This is a genomic window from Nonlabens dokdonensis DSW-6 (assembly GCF_000332115.1).
Taxonomy (GTDB): Bacteria; Bacteroidota; Bacteroidia; order Flavobacteriales; family Flavobacteriaceae; genus Nonlabens; species Nonlabens dokdonensis.
The window spans coordinates 3323625-3336957 of record NC_020156.1 but is presented as its reverse complement, the minus strand read 5'-3'; the positions used below and the strand labels follow the sequence as shown (position 1 = coordinate 3336957).

The 13333-nt window shown below is 34.0% G+C and carries 17 protein-coding genes; 5 read left to right on the top strand and 12 right to left on the bottom strand.

Annotated elements, in window-relative coordinates; genetic code table 11:
• Positions 1 to 33: 33 nt before the first annotated feature.
• From DDD_RS14665 to DDD_RS14645, 5 genes are read left to right on the top strand one after another with little or no spacing between them, the layout of a single operon-like run.
• Positions 34 to 1167, top strand: a complete 1134-nt coding sequence (locus DDD_RS14665; RefSeq protein ID WP_015363719.1) for a T9SS type A sorting domain-containing protein — start codon at positions 34 to 36, stop codon at positions 1165 to 1167.
• A 6-nt stretch (positions 1168 to 1173) separates the two neighbouring features.
• Positions 1174 to 1359 (top strand): hypothetical protein, encoded by a 186-nt coding sequence (locus DDD_RS14660; RefSeq protein WP_015363718.1) that lies wholly within the window; start codon positions 1174 to 1176, stop codon positions 1357 to 1359.
• Entirely contained in the window at positions 1359 to 1841 is a 483-nt protein-coding gene (locus tag DDD_RS14655) for a nucleotidyl transferase AbiEii/AbiGii toxin family protein (RefSeq protein ID WP_015363717.1), read from the top strand. The genes DDD_RS14660 and DDD_RS14655 overlap by 1 nt, the downstream gene beginning before the upstream one ends.
• The gene (locus DDD_RS14650) at positions 1838 to 2404 is read left to right on the top strand and encodes an NUDIX domain-containing protein (RefSeq protein ID WP_015363716.1); all 567 of its coding nucleotides are present in this window, start codon (positions 1838 to 1840) and stop codon (positions 2402 to 2404) included. The genes DDD_RS14655 and DDD_RS14650 overlap by 4 nt, the downstream gene beginning before the upstream one ends.
• 4 nt (positions 2405 to 2408) lie before the next feature.
• Positions 2409 to 3293 (top strand): hypothetical protein, encoded by an 885-nt coding sequence (locus DDD_RS14645; RefSeq protein WP_146250819.1) that lies wholly within the window; start codon positions 2409 to 2411, stop codon positions 3291 to 3293.
• 44 nt (positions 3294 to 3337) lie between these two features.
• Here DDD_RS14645 and DDD_RS14640 read toward each other — a convergent pair whose 3' ends face one another.
• The 12 genes from DDD_RS14640 to DDD_RS14585 form a co-directional block, all read right to left on the bottom strand.
• A complete protein-coding gene (locus DDD_RS14640) occupies positions 3338 to 3700 on the bottom strand; it encodes a hypothetical protein (protein ID WP_015363714.1) in 363 nt (120 codons plus the stop codon).
• Positions 3700 to 3933 carry a hypothetical protein gene (locus tag DDD_RS14635; RefSeq protein WP_015363713.1) on the bottom strand — a complete coding sequence of 78 codons (234 nt, stop codon included), beginning with the start codon at positions 3931 to 3933 and terminating at the stop codon, positions 3700 to 3702. Before DDD_RS14635 ends, DDD_RS14640 begins: the two co-directional genes overlap by 1 nt.
• A gap of 228 nt (positions 3934 to 4161) precedes the next feature.
• A complete protein-coding gene (locus DDD_RS14630; RefSeq protein WP_041567198.1) occupies positions 4162 to 4560 on the bottom strand; it encodes a protease complex subunit PrcB family protein in 399 nt (132 codons plus the stop codon).
• Positions 4561 to 4588: 28 nt separating this feature from the next.
• Positions 4589 to 5725 carry an N-acetyl-alpha-D-glucosaminyl L-malate synthase BshA gene (gene bshA, locus DDD_RS14625; RefSeq protein ID WP_015363711.1) on the bottom strand — a complete coding sequence of 379 codons (1137 nt, stop codon included), beginning with the start codon at positions 5723 to 5725 and terminating at the stop codon, positions 4589 to 4591.
• Positions 5726 to 5736: 11 nt separating this feature from the next.
• A complete protein-coding gene (locus DDD_RS14620) occupies positions 5737 to 8670 on the bottom strand; it encodes a glycoside hydrolase family 3 N-terminal domain-containing protein (protein ID WP_015363710.1) in 2934 nt (977 codons plus the stop codon).
• Between the two features lie 213 nt (positions 8671 to 8883).
• Positions 8884 to 9366 (bottom strand): hypothetical protein, encoded by a 483-nt coding sequence (locus DDD_RS14615; RefSeq protein WP_015363709.1) that lies wholly within the window; start codon positions 9364 to 9366, stop codon positions 8884 to 8886.
• 58 nt (positions 9367 to 9424) lie between these two features.
• A complete protein-coding gene (locus DDD_RS14610; protein WP_015363708.1) occupies positions 9425 to 9640 on the bottom strand; it encodes a hypothetical protein in 216 nt (71 codons plus the stop codon).
• Between the two features lie 188 nt (positions 9641 to 9828).
• On the bottom strand, positions 9829 to 10041 hold the full coding sequence (locus DDD_RS14605) for a hypothetical protein (protein ID WP_015363706.1): 213 nt from the start codon (positions 10039 to 10041) through the stop codon (positions 9829 to 9831).
• Positions 10042 to 10668 (bottom strand): hypothetical protein, encoded by a 627-nt coding sequence (locus DDD_RS14600; protein ID WP_015363705.1) that lies wholly within the window; start codon positions 10666 to 10668, stop codon positions 10042 to 10044.
• Complete coding sequence (locus DDD_RS14595) at positions 10668 to 11459, bottom strand: (Fe-S)-binding protein (protein ID WP_015363704.1); 792 nt, start codon at positions 11457 to 11459, stop codon at positions 10668 to 10670. The genes DDD_RS14600 and DDD_RS14595 overlap by 1 nt, the downstream gene beginning before the upstream one ends.
• 98 nt (positions 11460 to 11557) lie before the next feature.
• Entirely contained in the window at positions 11558 to 11989 is a 432-nt protein-coding gene (locus DDD_RS14590; RefSeq protein WP_015363703.1) for an LNS2 domain-containing protein, read from the bottom strand.
• 3 nt (positions 11990 to 11992) lie between these two features.
• The gene (locus DDD_RS14585) at positions 11993 to 13333 is read right to left on the bottom strand and encodes a (Fe-S)-binding protein (protein ID WP_015363702.1); all 1341 of its coding nucleotides are present in this window, start codon (positions 13331 to 13333) and stop codon (positions 11993 to 11995) included.

The window sequence follows — 13333 nt, the reverse complement described above, 5'->3', positions numbered from 1 at the left end:
TGCAATAGTATTTAAAATGATTAAATTGCTGGTATGAAAAAAAAATATTGTTATCTAATAGTTCTATTAATATTAAATTTATCAAATGCTCAAATAGCCTTTCCTGTTCCAGATTTTGAAGTTTGTGACGACCTTTCTAATGATGGTGTTGAAACATTTGATTTGAGTATTTTTGATACTACAGTTTTAGGAAATCAAAATCCTAATAATTTTACCGTATCATATCATTTAAGTCAGGCAGGTGCTATTTCTAATACTGACGTTATTACAAATCCAAATTCATTCGTTAATTCAACAAATCCACAAACTATTTATACGAGAGTTACCAGTTCAACAGGAGGCTGGGATCAACATTTATTTGATTTGATTATCTCTTATGCTCCTGTTGGTGTTTCATTAACACCATTTGAGGTTTGTGATTCTAATCTTGATGGATTTGAAGTATTTGATTTATCAACCAAAGATGTGGAAATAGTAAATGGTCAAACTACTGGAGTACAAAATATAAGCATTTCCTATCACTCAAATCTTACAGACGCTTCTAACAATACTAATGCTTTAACACAACTCTACAGCAATATTACGCCTAATAATCAAACTATTTTTGTCCGAGTAGAAAACTCATCTAGTCCAGTTTGTTTTGATGTTAGTTCACTAGAGTTAGTGGCATTAGATTGTACAGATAGTGATAACGATGGGGTTATTGATATACGGGAGGATGTAAATTCTAATGGGTTATTAACTGATGATGATACTGATATGGATTCTATTCCTAATTATCTGGATACTGATGATGATGGTGATGGCGTGCTGACCATAGACGAGGATTATAATAATAATGGAGATCCTACTGATGATGATACAGATAATTCTGGTATTGCTGATTATTTAGAAATCAATGTTTTCTTAAGTCTAGAATCACAAGAAAGCACAGTCTTTAAAATGTACCCAAATCCTTCTAAAGGTTTGGTTTACATAGAAAGTATAATTCCTGTTTTAAAAGTTTCTATCTATGACGTTAAAGGAAAAAAATTAAATATTAAAGCTTTACAAAATTCCAGTACTTTGGTTATGTTTAATACCGAAAAAATTAAGAAAGGTATCTACTTCGTTATTATTGTCGGTGAGAATGGGTCGACCGCAAAAAAGTTAGTTGTAAGAAATTAAATGCAAATGAAAGTAACCTTCACAACTAAAGAACAAAGCAATCTACTGCAAGAAGAAGAATTCTTGAAACTGTCTGGTGGCGAACGGTTGATGCGTTTTATATCAATAAGTACTTCTATGATCAATATGCCTCAAGCAAGACCATTTCAACCTAATCCTGATAATTTTATTTTAGAAAAAAAGAAGAAATAATGATTGCAGGATGGGACGAACATATCAAACAATTTTTATTTCTAGCAGATAAGCACAAAGTTAAAATGATTCTAGTTGGTGGTGGAGCAGTATACTTCCATGGTTATCAAAGGCACTCTGCTGATATTGATTTCTGGATCGACACAAATGAAACCAATTTAGCTCAATTAGTAAAGGTTTTTCAAGATCTAGATTATGATATCAACGAGTTCCCAAATCAGGTCAAAAATCAAGAACAAAATATATCTATCAAATTTACACCGTCAAGCCTTAATTTAGAATTAATAACGAAATTCTCTGTAAATCGACCTTTTGATGATGTTTTTAAAGATTGTGAACTAGTTGAAGTAATTGATGAGAAAGTTTTGCGATGGAGAGTCATGTCTTTTGATGATTTGATAACTAGTAAAATAAAAGTTGGGAGACCTAAAGATTTGCTTGATATTCAAGAGTTAAAACGAATTAGGGATAAAGATTTATGAAACATAAAATCAACAAAGAAGAACTCGTTTTTAATGATTTCCTGAAAATTTATAAAGCTGAAGTTACCCACGACAGTTTTAATAGTGAAAATTCTATCACCTCTACTCGCTTAGCCTTAGATCGTGGTAACGCTATTGCTGTTTTATTATACGAAAAAGATACCGATAGCTTTTTATTTATAAAACAGTACCGTTATCCTAGTTCTAGACATGGTCATTCCTGGATGATCGAAATTCCTGCAGGTGCAATTGATGAGAAGGAAACAGCTCATGAGGCTGCCATTAGAGAAGTGAAAGAAGAAATAGGTTATCAAGTCAGTGAATTAGAATTTATTGTAGAGTATTTCCCGTCACCAGGAATGCTATCTGAGCAAATTAGTATTTTCTATGGAGAAGTAACAACTAAACAAAAAACCTCCAAAGGTGGAGGATCTATTTCTGAAAAAGAGGATATTCAACTCATTAAAATTCCCAAGTCTGAAATTAAAGAGAAATTACAAAACAATTATTTTCATAATTCCATAAGTATCATTAGCTTACAATGGTATTTATTAAACTCATAAGTATATGAAATTGAAAATTAATTTATGTTGTAAGCTGTTAATGTTAATTTCTTTAGTGGGGTCTGCACAAGAGGTGGAATCTAATAGCATTTATATTAAAAACTTCGAAAAATCCAATAATGTCCTAGAATTTGAAGGCATTAGAATGACAAATCATACAGGTTTGATTAAAAGGTCGCAAATATATTATGGAGAAAAAGTTGATTTTCACTATGATAATATTACTGGTTTTAAACTTACCGATAGCATCGCTTATCTAGATATGAATATTTATGCACTAGATGTTAAAGGAGATACCGTGATGTCTAAAGAAAATCTTTTTAATGATCTTAAGGAAGAGTTTAAGGAAAGTAAACTAGATCTCTTTAATTCTGTAACATTTGCTGATCCATTTCTACCAGGGAAGACTTATTCCATACATGTCGAAATAATTGATAAAAAAAGTGATGCATTTTATCATTGGAATAAAAGTTTTACCATTATCAATCATCCTAGGTTCTTGAATGATGTAAATGGTATTAAATACGACATATTATATTTATACAGCGGTGATCGAGATATATCTATAATTGACAATTTAATAATGCCATTTGAGCAAGTTTATTTTATCGTAGAAGGGCTTGAAGGTTTTGTACAGGATGAAAATGGAATGGTTAGCATAGAATGTTCTGTAACGATTGCTGACTCAAATAATGAGGTACTAATGACAAACCCTAACATGATTCCCAATCCTGTTGAAGCGAAAGAACTCAAAAAGCAAATTTTTGGAAGTATTACTGTCGATGATCAGGTCAAAATTAATCCAATAAACTGTTCTATCGCCATTAAAGATAGATGGTCTGATAAGTATTTAAAATCTCAATTTAATTTAGTCGTGAATAAAGAATAAGGTAATTACTGCAATTATATTCTTATTCATAAAGATTTAGTTATTCAAGGGAACTTTTGTAATAAGTAGAAAACTAGTCCTCCAATCGTATAACAAAATACATCCCAAAAATCTGCAGTGTAGCGCTCGTGATAACTAGGTAAATAAACTTCAAAATAAATAGCATACAACGCCACTAGGCTTAATAAGCTCATGAAGCTCAATCGTATAGAATAATCTCTTTTTAAAAACCATACTGCATTTAAACAGATGAAGGCTACTATTGGGATGACTAATAGATCATTTAAATAATTATATATAAATGAGTTAGCTTGATATTCTTTAAATTTTAATAATTGAACTATAGCATATAAAATCAAGCAAATAACAAAAACTATATGTAAACTTTTTAATGGACGTCTTTGCATTAGGTAGCGAGTACAGCAATTAACCAGGCTAGAAACATCCCAATAGCCATTACAACAGTCCAGATGGCATTAAAAAACTGATATGAAGCACGTACTGCTAGATAACGATGGTTTTCCCACTTATAAGTAAAAGACTTCTTTATTTCTGCTTTTTTATCTGTTTTAGAAGTTGCTTTACTTTCCTGTACTTCCTTCTTTAATTCTAGGACTTTGTCGTCTGGTTTCGTTTTCATCTTTTTAATGTTATCCTGCTTTTATAAGTTGATTTCAAAAGATACAAAACGAAAATAAAATTGAATATTAATAAACCATACTCTTATCTTAAATTAATTTTAAAAATCAACTCTTAAATGTTTTAGAATAGCAATTTGGAGCAATTGGATTCACCTAAAGGTTATAATAAAATGATTAATTAGGGATTTTCACCTTTGAAAGCTCAACTTAGTTTTCAATAAAAACTATTAATCAACAAGGTTTATTTTAACCTTTTCTGCTGGCTGATTTGCAATAACGATCATTCCTGGAGTCGTGAGCGACATTGTTACCAGATCTTTTGGTCCAGGTGAGATTACCTTGAAGTTATAAGTTTTGGTTTTTTTGTTTACTACTTCAGGTTCCTGAAATGAGTAGCCGCCAGATGATTTTTGCCCCATTCCAGCAACGAGAACACTTTGATTTTTAAAATCAACAATTGGCAAATCTACCTTGGGATTTTTAGTTGCATTAAACACGGTAAAAAAAGTTTCTAACTCTTTTTGAGAACTTATTATCATGGTTGTTTGTTCCATAATATTGGTATTGCTATCCTCCATAAAAACTACAAATTCCTCAGTACTGGTTTTGAGAGTTAGATCTTTCATCCCTTTTTTACTATTGCATGAACTTAGACTAAGAATCGTGAGAGCTAGCAAGCACAGTTTCATATAATTTCTCATATTGTGGTATTATTTTTAATATGTCGTATTGTTCCGCTTTCGCGAAAGCGGCATTCTTAAACGTATCAAGAACGTGATCTTCTTGTAATATTTTAATAGCTTTTGCAGCCATTCCATCTATATCACCAACGGAGCAAGTAAAACCAGAAACGCCGTCCTCATTTACTTCTGGCAATCCACCTGTGTTAGTTGAAATAACTGGCGTACGATTTGCCATAGCCTCCAAAGCTGCCAGTCCAAAGCTTTCTTTCTCAGATGGTAGTAAAAACAAATCAGAAAAACAGAGAATACGATCTATTTCAGTACTGTTTCCTACCCATTTGATCTTCAATTTTAATCCTGCTTTGTTGGCATATTCTTCTGCCGCAAAACGTTCTGGCCCATCGCCTACCATAATTAAGATCGAAGGGATTTCCTTTTCTATTTTTTCAAAGACTTTAACTACATCCATAATGCGTTTCACTGGTCGCATGTTACTGATATGTGTAATAATACGCTCCTGCGGGAATGCCATGATCGTACGATCACAGTCTTTGAATTCGGTTTTATATTGAGACATATCGATAAAGTTAGGAACTACATCTATATGTTTAGTAATATCAAAAAGCTCTATTGTGTCATTTTTTAAACTAGCAGATACAGAGGTAACCACATCACTATGATTAATACTAAAAGTAACAGAAGGTTTATAAACTGGATGGTTACCTACCAAAGTTATATCAGTTCCATGAAGTGTAGTTACCATGGGTAAGGTAATTCCATGATCCTTGAGCATTTGCTGCGCCATATAGCCGGCATAAGCATGTGGTATCGCATAATGTACATGTAATAATTCGATACCATATTCTTGAACTACATTTACTAATTTACTAGAAAGTGCTAGGTCATAAGGTTGATAATGAAATAATGGATATTCCTCTACATTTACTTCATGAAAAAATATATTTCTAGAAAGCAATTCTAGTCGTACTGGTTGCTTGTAGGTAACAAAATGTACTTCATGTCCTCTCTCTGCAAGTGCAGTACCGAGCATGGTAGCCACTACTCCACTTCCTCCGAAGGTAGGATAACAAACTATAGCTAGTTTCATTAATTGTATTTTTAGTCTATGATCGAGTCATAGATTATTTGCTGAATATTAGTTCTTATATTTTCTTGAATAATAAACCTGTTATCAGCATCTGGATGTACTCTGTTAGAAAGAAACACATAAACTATTTCCTCTTCTGGATCTGCCCAAGTATAAGCTCCTGTAAAACCACTATGACCGAAGCTACTTCTACCTACGCAACCGCAAGTAGGTCCAGAATCTTCTAATTGAGGTTTATCAAAGCCTACGCCGCGTCTCACATCATTTTCACAATAATAACAAGTATTAAATTTATCAATGGTTTCTTGCTTAAGGTATTGTCTACCACCGTATGTACCTCCTTGTAAATACATTTGCATCATTTTTGCAACATCATTTGTGGTAGAGAATATTCCTGCGTGTCCACCTATTCCACCTTGCATAGCAGCACCTTGATCATGCACATAACCATGAATCAATTGATTTCTAAAGGTTTTGTCATCTTCAGTAGGAATGATTTCTTTTTTAGGGAATTTATTTAATGGCAAATAACCAGTACGATTCATCCCCAAGGAACTGTAAAAATGATTCTGTGTGAGTTCATCAAGGTTTTTATTGTAGTGTTTTTCTATATACCTTTTCATTATATAGTAAGGTAAATCACTGTACTTGTATTCTAATTTATCTCTTAACTCACTTTCTTTAATCTGATTATACATTCTGTCTTGAACAGTCGCATTAGCAAATAACCTATCGGCCACTGGAATATTGAAACTAGATTTAGAACCAGAACTATAAAACAGCGGTGATGGCTTGTTAGTTATAGAATCTAGAGTATAAACATAAAACGGAATCCAAGGCTTGAGTCTTCCATAGTGAGAGAGCATCTGTTTAACAGTAATTTGCTCTTTATTAGTGCTTTTAAGGTCTGTATCAAGTTTTGAGATGGCATCGTCTAAAGAAATGACGTTATTCTCTTCTAGTTCCATTACTAATGGTAAAGTTGCTAGAATCTTAGTTACTGATGCAATATCATAAACGTCATTACTTTTAACGGCATCTTTTTTATCATAGGTATGATAACCATAGGTTTTATCTAGAACGACCTTGCCTCTTCTTGCTACAAGAATTTGTATTCCTGGTGCACCTTTACCATTGATAGTATGCATTGCTATACTATCTATTTTTGATACCATTTTAGAATCAAAGCCAACACTAGAAGGGTTACTTCCATAACTAAGTCGTTTAATATTCTCCACTTTAATCCCTTCATTTACCTTAAATAGTCCAGAGCTTACAGGCAAGGTTCCAACAGCATCACGAGCTCCAAAAATAATTTGAGCGCTCACCTTCTGACTCCATTCGCTATTTTGATAAGACATTATGATACCTTCTAAGTTTTCAATAGTCTTGAGTTGCTCCAGCATGTATGGTCTTACAAATCCGTCAAAAATCACATCGTGCTTACGTGAAATCTCGTAGAGCCAGGTTAGTTCCTTTTCTTTTAATTTGTAAGATTTCCATGGGTTTTCATTACTTCTGTGTAATCCGATGATAACCGTATTATATTTTTCCAGATTTTTAAGCAAACCGTCTAGTTGAGTACTTTTCACTTGATCTACCTGAGTATATTTATTCAACTCATTTAAAAACACCGTTCCAGAGTCATCGCCTAATTCTACATAAGCAATTTTTTTAGTTTCTAAATTCTTAATAGGAAGGATATCGCTTTTATTTTTCAAAACAGTAACTGCCGCAGAAATAGCATTTTCATAAACCACATCATCCTTCTCTGTATTGAGGTCTTCAACTAATTGTGGGATTTGAACTGGCTCATAATTGTGAAGCCCAACCACATACTTAGACATCAAGATCTTTTTAACCGAATGCTCCAGTCGCTCTTCTGTTAGTTCTCCTGCCTCAATCGCTGCTTGAATTTTTTCAATTGATTTGGGTACGTCTTCAGAAATTAGCAATACATCATTTCCAGCTTTAAAAGCTTGCAAATCTATCTCTCCAGGAGCGCTAAAGTTACTGGCTCCTTTCATATTTAAAGCATCTGTAAAAATCAATCCGTTGAATCCTAACTTGGTTTTCAATAAGTCTGTAACAACTTTTTCACTAATGCTGGTAGGATATCCTGGTCTGGGCTCTAGACTAGGGATATTTAAATGAGCCACCATCACACTGGCCATACCTTTATCAATAAGCCTCTTATAAGGATATAATTCTACACTATCGATGCGCTCTGCACTGAAATCTACAGTAGGTAATGTCTTATGGCTATCGGTATCTGTATCTCCATGACCTGGAAAGTGTTTAGCACAAGCGAGCGTTCCCGTACTTTGCATACCATTCATAAATGCACTTGCTTTATCAGTAACATTATTCATGTCTTCTCCAAAACTTCTATTTCCTATAATAGGATTCAGCGGATTTGTATTAATATCAACATCTGGTGCAAAATTGATGTGAACTCCTAACCGTTTACAATGTTCTCCTATACGTTTACCTACTTCATAACTAGATTGCTTACCTGGCGTCGCTCCTAGCGTCATGTTCCAAGGAAAAGCATACGTACTGTCCAGTCTCATTGCAAGTCCCCATTCTGCATCCATCGCAATGAGCATTTTAGTCTTGGACTTTTCTTGCAGTTCATTTGTTAGATATGCTTGTTGCACTGGTCCACCTTTAGAGAAGATGATTCCACCTATTTTATGATCGGTAACTAGTTTTCTCACTTTGTCCACATGTGCTTTTCCCTTATTAGAAAACAAGTCCACCATGAATAATTGACCTATTTTTTCTTTCTGAGATAAACTATTGTAAACACTATCCACCCATTGTTTTTGTGCGATAGAATCATTTGATATTAAAGGAGTGTTGCTGTTTAATTGAGCTTGTGATGTGTACGCTTTCGCGAAAGCTACAACCACAAAAAGCCTTAAAGCATATTTAAATTTCATATTATTTTTCCTGCATTTTCATTAAGGAACCAACAATCGTTCCTCAATCGAAAGATACCGAAAAGTAAAGGCATGGCATAAAAAAACCAGCCTAATTTAGACTGGTTTGTGAACTGATTTATGAACTGTTTATATAAGGCAAATTAACTCAGATGCCACAATAAAATTTAACTATAGGTATTTAATGATATAAAATCGATGAAAATTAAAAGATCAAAAAAATCTCGAATGCCAGCTTTCACTAGCAGGAACTTCCCAATTCTCTTTATACTCTCCTACAGTTTCTACCAGATTATTGAAAACTATTGTATTAGGAGAGACCGACTTTGCCTTAGCCATTTTTTTGAAATCAGATAACTCTTTATGGGCAACGTATTGACCATTTTTAAATGTCACATTCATTTTATCCATCAAATCTATACGAAATGCTTTTTCGACCGACTGAATAAAACGTACACTAGCATCTATTGAGCAGCCAGTTGCACCTGCATTAGACTGGTCTAATCCTATTACAATGAAACGGTTATAAGGATATTCTACACCAGCAACAAGATCTTTGCCATGAGCGGTCCATTTTTGAAGGAAGTTATCCATTTGAGGTTTTAGCTCATTAAGCTCATCAGTTGTAAAGGGTCTATTGGCTTGATAAATCCATACTCTAGACTCATCAGGAAGATCTTTAAAATTTGCATGCATAATTTATAGTTTTGTTTCTTTTTGTTTAGATGATCCTTACTCTATTCTGTTTTGGTCTTTATCGCTTTACTTTTTTAGTCATAAAATAATAACTCATTATTAAAAGTGCTATGGCAAATAGAATAAATGAAGTTATAGCAACCCATATTTGAAATGGCTCATCGACAAAAAAGTAATCTAAAGATTCAAAAAACAACGTGAATCCACCTGAAATAGCTATCGAATATATCAATCTCGATTGAAACGATGCTCTAGTTTCCTTATTTGCAATCATCTTAGAAGTTTTTTTTAACCATTATTCCTGCAAGAAAGAAGCGAGAAGTGCCTATTTATAAAATAATTAGAAAACTAATAATTCAAAAACTACAAATCAGTTTTAATAACAACTTTGAACTAAAAAATGACATCATTCAACCAGTTACTATACCAAACTGAATTGACTTGTATCACAGTCAAATAAACTCATTTGTTTTTATTCTTTTTTGACTTTCTCATGGACCACCATATCACTACAGCAATTAAAATCCCAAACATCGTAAAGTCTATCACAAACTTTATGATGCTAAACCCTTTATCATCAGTAAATTGATAGAAAATAGACATGAGGATTGCGTAAACAAGACCTCCAAAAGATCCGGAAAGCACAATGCTTTTATAGTCTGTTTTTTCTTTCAATTACTCTTGCTTTTCTTCAATACGGTCTAACACTAGCATATTACGGTATTCTCCTATACGAGGATCATATATATCTAGTTCCAATGCGGTGAATTGATAAGTCTTTTTACCTTTTACAGCATCTTCTAGCAGTTGATCATTATCAACATAGGTAAGCCATAACACATTACGCTTACGTCCATTTTCATCTTTGATTTCAAAGGATTTGAACTTATCGTTTTCAACTTTTGTAATTTTACCAGTGATAATTATATTTTCCTCATTGTTATCAGACTCGGACTCCATTTCATCAGCAAATTCATCTGCAAAGAGCATAAATAATGGTAACGATTCTGGACAAAAACCCACCAATTTTATTCCTATTTGTTCTCCAAGTTTTTCTGCATTATCGCCTTCAAGGAAGTTAGCGCCATTTTTATCAAAGTATTCTTGATTTTTGGAATAAGCACTGAGCATACAGGTACCTAATTCTAATTCAGCTTGCGCTTTTGTTTCTATTTTTCCTTTTGTTTTCAAGCACTCACAAACTTTGTCTGAAAGTTCTGTCACAACAGCATCATCAAATTTTTGTGCATTGACGATCGTACTGGTAATAAATACGAGTAATAGGATGGTTAGTTTTTTCATTATAATTCTTCTGCGTTTGCGATTAATTCTGCTATGTCTAGTACTTCGATTTTTTCTTCTTTCTCTGCGGCTTTAACACCATCTGTCATCATCGTATTACAGAAAGGGCAACCTGCAGCAATAATATCGGCTCCAGTATCTATAGCCTCATCTGTACGTTCTATATTGATATCTTTATTTCCTTCTTCAGGTTCTTTAAACATTTGGGCTCCACCAGCACCGCAACATAAACCATTACGACGGCTGCGTTTCATTTCAACCAGCGCTACATCTAATTTCTCAAGAAGTTCTCTAGGTGCTTCATATTCATTATTTGCTCTACCTAGATAACACGGATCGTGATAAGTGATCTTCTTACCCTTAAATTTTCCTCCTTCAATTTTTAATCTTCCATCAGAAATGAGGGTTTTCAAAAATTGAGTATGATGAACTACTTCATAATTACCACCTAATTCTGGATATTCATTTTTAAGAGTATTGAAACAATGCGGACAAGCAGTTACTATGTTTTTAACCTCATAGCCATTCAACACCTCGATATTCATCATCGCTTGCATCTGGAAAAGAAATTCATTCCCAGCACGTTTTGCTGGATCTCCAGAACAACTTTCTTCAGCTCCTAAAACTGCAAACTCTACTCCTGCCTTATTGAGCAATTTCACAAAAGCTTTGGTGATTTTCTTTGCTCTATCGTCAAAACTTCCACTACATCCTACCCAAAACAACACCTCAGGCTGTTTTCCTTGTGCTATAAATTCTGCGGCTGTTGGTACTACTAAATTGTTACTCATATTTCTTTAATTGAGAACTCTGCTTCTAGAATTCAGAATTGTAATTTTATAAATTAAGGTTGTATGAATTCCGCTTTCGCGAAAGCGGACCTATTCACCTATTTATGGTTTTTAAAAACCTCTATGGTCACTTCTTTCTCCACTAAATGGGTGAACTCACCTGTATAACGCGTAGCTCTTACCATGTGATTATCAATCCAATGGTAGTTACCACCTCTAGGTTTACCCATCAAGAGGCTGTGATATTTAAAGCCATGCTCTTGAAGCCAGTTTTCTGTAACTTCTCGATGCTCTTCGGTTCTTGAAGTGAAAAAACAGATGACATGACCGTCATCATACCACTCATTCAATGTCTTTAAAGCGTCAGGAAAAGGTTGACAAGTCGCCATTCTTTCTGGCTCTTCATTAGGTACATCTTCTGTAACAGTACCGTCTATATCAATTAAATAATTCTTGACACCATCTGCAAGTACAGGACTAGCAAGCGATCCATCTTCATTTAATGCTTCTTTAAATTGTTCTTCACTCATAATTTACTCGTTTGCCCAGTTAAGACGGTCCATTTGATTGTAAGGCCATGGCGCGCCGTTGTTTTCAATATTACCCATAGTAACATTAAGTTCGCTAGGTGCCGCACTATTTTCAAGTACTAAATACCTTCTCATTTCCATGATAATACTCAATGGGTCTATTCCTATAGGACAAGCCTCTACACAAGCGTTGCAAGTGGTACATGCCCAAAGTTCTTCTGTGGTGATGTAGTCGTTTAATAATGTCTTACCATCGTCTTTCCACTCACCTTCTTTATTAATCACTGAACCTACTTCTTCTAACCTGTCTCGAGTATCGATCATGATTTTACGCGGGCTGAGTTTCTTACCTGTAATATTTGCAGGACACTCTGAGGTACAACGACCACATTCTGTACAAGTGTAGGCATTAAGTAGCTGTACTTGATTCAAATCAAAAATATCTGCTGCTCCTAAAGATGCTGGTTCTTCATCTGCCTCGTTAGGATCTGGCGCTGCAAATGGATCTGCATTAGGATCCATCATCATTTTTACTTCCTTAGTTACAGCTTCCATATTAGTAAACTGTCCTTGAGGTGTAAGTTTTGCAAAGTAAACGTTAGGGAAAGCCAGCATAATATGTAAATGCTTAGACCAATATAAATAATTAAGAAATACTAAAATCCCAGCAATGTGCAACCACCAGGCGGTTCTTTCTATAGCTATTAATGTACCATCTGCCATTGTTTCAAATGGAATTGCAACAAATTGGGATACCGGAAATGAACCAAAAATCTCACCTGCATGTGCATAACCTTCTACTCCTCTAGTTTGTAAAATAAAGTCGGTAGCATTCATTATTAAGAATAAGCTCATTAATACTACTTCAAAATAAAGAATATAATTGGCATCATTCTTAGGCCAGCCTTTTAATTCACCCATTGTAAAACGTTTGATATTCAAAGCGTTTCTTCTTACCCAAAAAACAACTACAGTAATTAAAACAAGAAGCGCTAGAATTTCAAAGGTTGCGATTAAGAAATCATAAACACCACCTAAATACGGTGCAAAAATTCTATGACTACCGGTAATTCCGTCTATAATAATTTCAAGAACTTCTATATTAATGATTACAAATCCTACGTAAACAATAATGTGAAGAAAGCCTGCAATAGGTCTTTTTACCATTTTAGACTGACCTAACGCTATACGCGCCATTTGAGCAAAGCGCTCACCTTTACGATCAGATCGATCTACTTCTTTCCCTAATTTTACATTACGGATGATTTTTTTAATGTTGCTTGCAAAATATCCTATTCCTGCAACAAGGAGTAGAATAAAAATGATGTTAGGTATATATTCCAT

Excerpts from the sequence above, each read along its gene's own strand:
- bshA (WP_015363711.1), bottom strand. The coding sequence starts at position 5,725 with ATGAAACTAGCTATAGTTTGTTATCCTACCTTCGGAGGAAGTGGAGTA.
- DDD_RS14600 (WP_015363705.1), bottom strand. The coding sequence starts at position 10,668 with ATGAAAAAACTAACCATCCTATTACTCGTATTTATTACCAGTACGATC.
- DDD_RS14650 (WP_015363716.1), top strand. The coding sequence starts at position 1,838 with ATGAAACATAAAATCAACAAAGAAGAACTCGTTTTTAATGATTTCCTG.
- DDD_RS14640 (WP_015363714.1), bottom strand. The coding sequence starts at position 3,700 with ATGCAAAGACGTCCATTAAAAAGTTTACATATAGTTTTTGTTATTTGC.
- DDD_RS14645 (WP_146250819.1), top strand. The coding sequence starts at position 2,409 with ATGAAATTGAAAATTAATTTATGTTGTAAGCTGTTAATGTTAATTTCT.
- DDD_RS14595 (WP_015363704.1), bottom strand. The coding sequence starts at position 11,459 with ATGAGTAACAATTTAGTAGTACCAACAGCCGCAGAATTTATAGCACAA.
- DDD_RS14610 (WP_015363708.1), bottom strand. The coding sequence starts at position 9,640 with ATGATTGCAAATAAGGAAACTAGAGCATCGTTTCAATCGAGATTGATA.
- DDD_RS14660 (WP_015363718.1), top strand. The coding sequence starts at position 1,174 with ATGAAAGTAACCTTCACAACTAAAGAACAAAGCAATCTACTGCAAGAA.
- DDD_RS14630 (WP_041567198.1), bottom strand. The coding sequence starts at position 4,560 with ATGAAAGATCTAACTCTCAAAACCAGTACTGAGGAATTTGTAGTTTTT.
- DDD_RS14590 (WP_015363703.1), bottom strand. The coding sequence starts at position 11,989 with ATGAGTGAAGAACAATTTAAAGAAGCATTAAATGAAGATGGATCGCTT.
- DDD_RS14585 (WP_015363702.1), bottom strand. The coding sequence starts at position 13,333 with ATGGAATATATACCTAACATCATTTTTATTCTACTCCTTGTTGCAGGA.
- DDD_RS14665 (WP_015363719.1), top strand. The coding sequence starts at position 34 with ATGAAAAAAAAATATTGTTATCTAATAGTTCTATTAATATTAAATTTA.
- DDD_RS14655 (WP_015363717.1), top strand. The coding sequence starts at position 1,359 with ATGATTGCAGGATGGGACGAACATATCAAACAATTTTTATTTCTAGCA.
- DDD_RS14615 (WP_015363709.1), bottom strand. The coding sequence starts at position 9,366 with ATGCATGCAAATTTTAAAGATCTTCCTGATGAGTCTAGAGTATGGATT.
- DDD_RS14635 (WP_015363713.1), bottom strand. The coding sequence starts at position 3,933 with ATGAAAACGAAACCAGACGACAAAGTCCTAGAATTAAAGAAGGAAGTA.
- DDD_RS14620 (WP_015363710.1), bottom strand. The coding sequence starts at position 8,670 with ATGAAATTTAAATATGCTTTAAGGCTTTTTGTGGTTGTAGCTTTCGCG.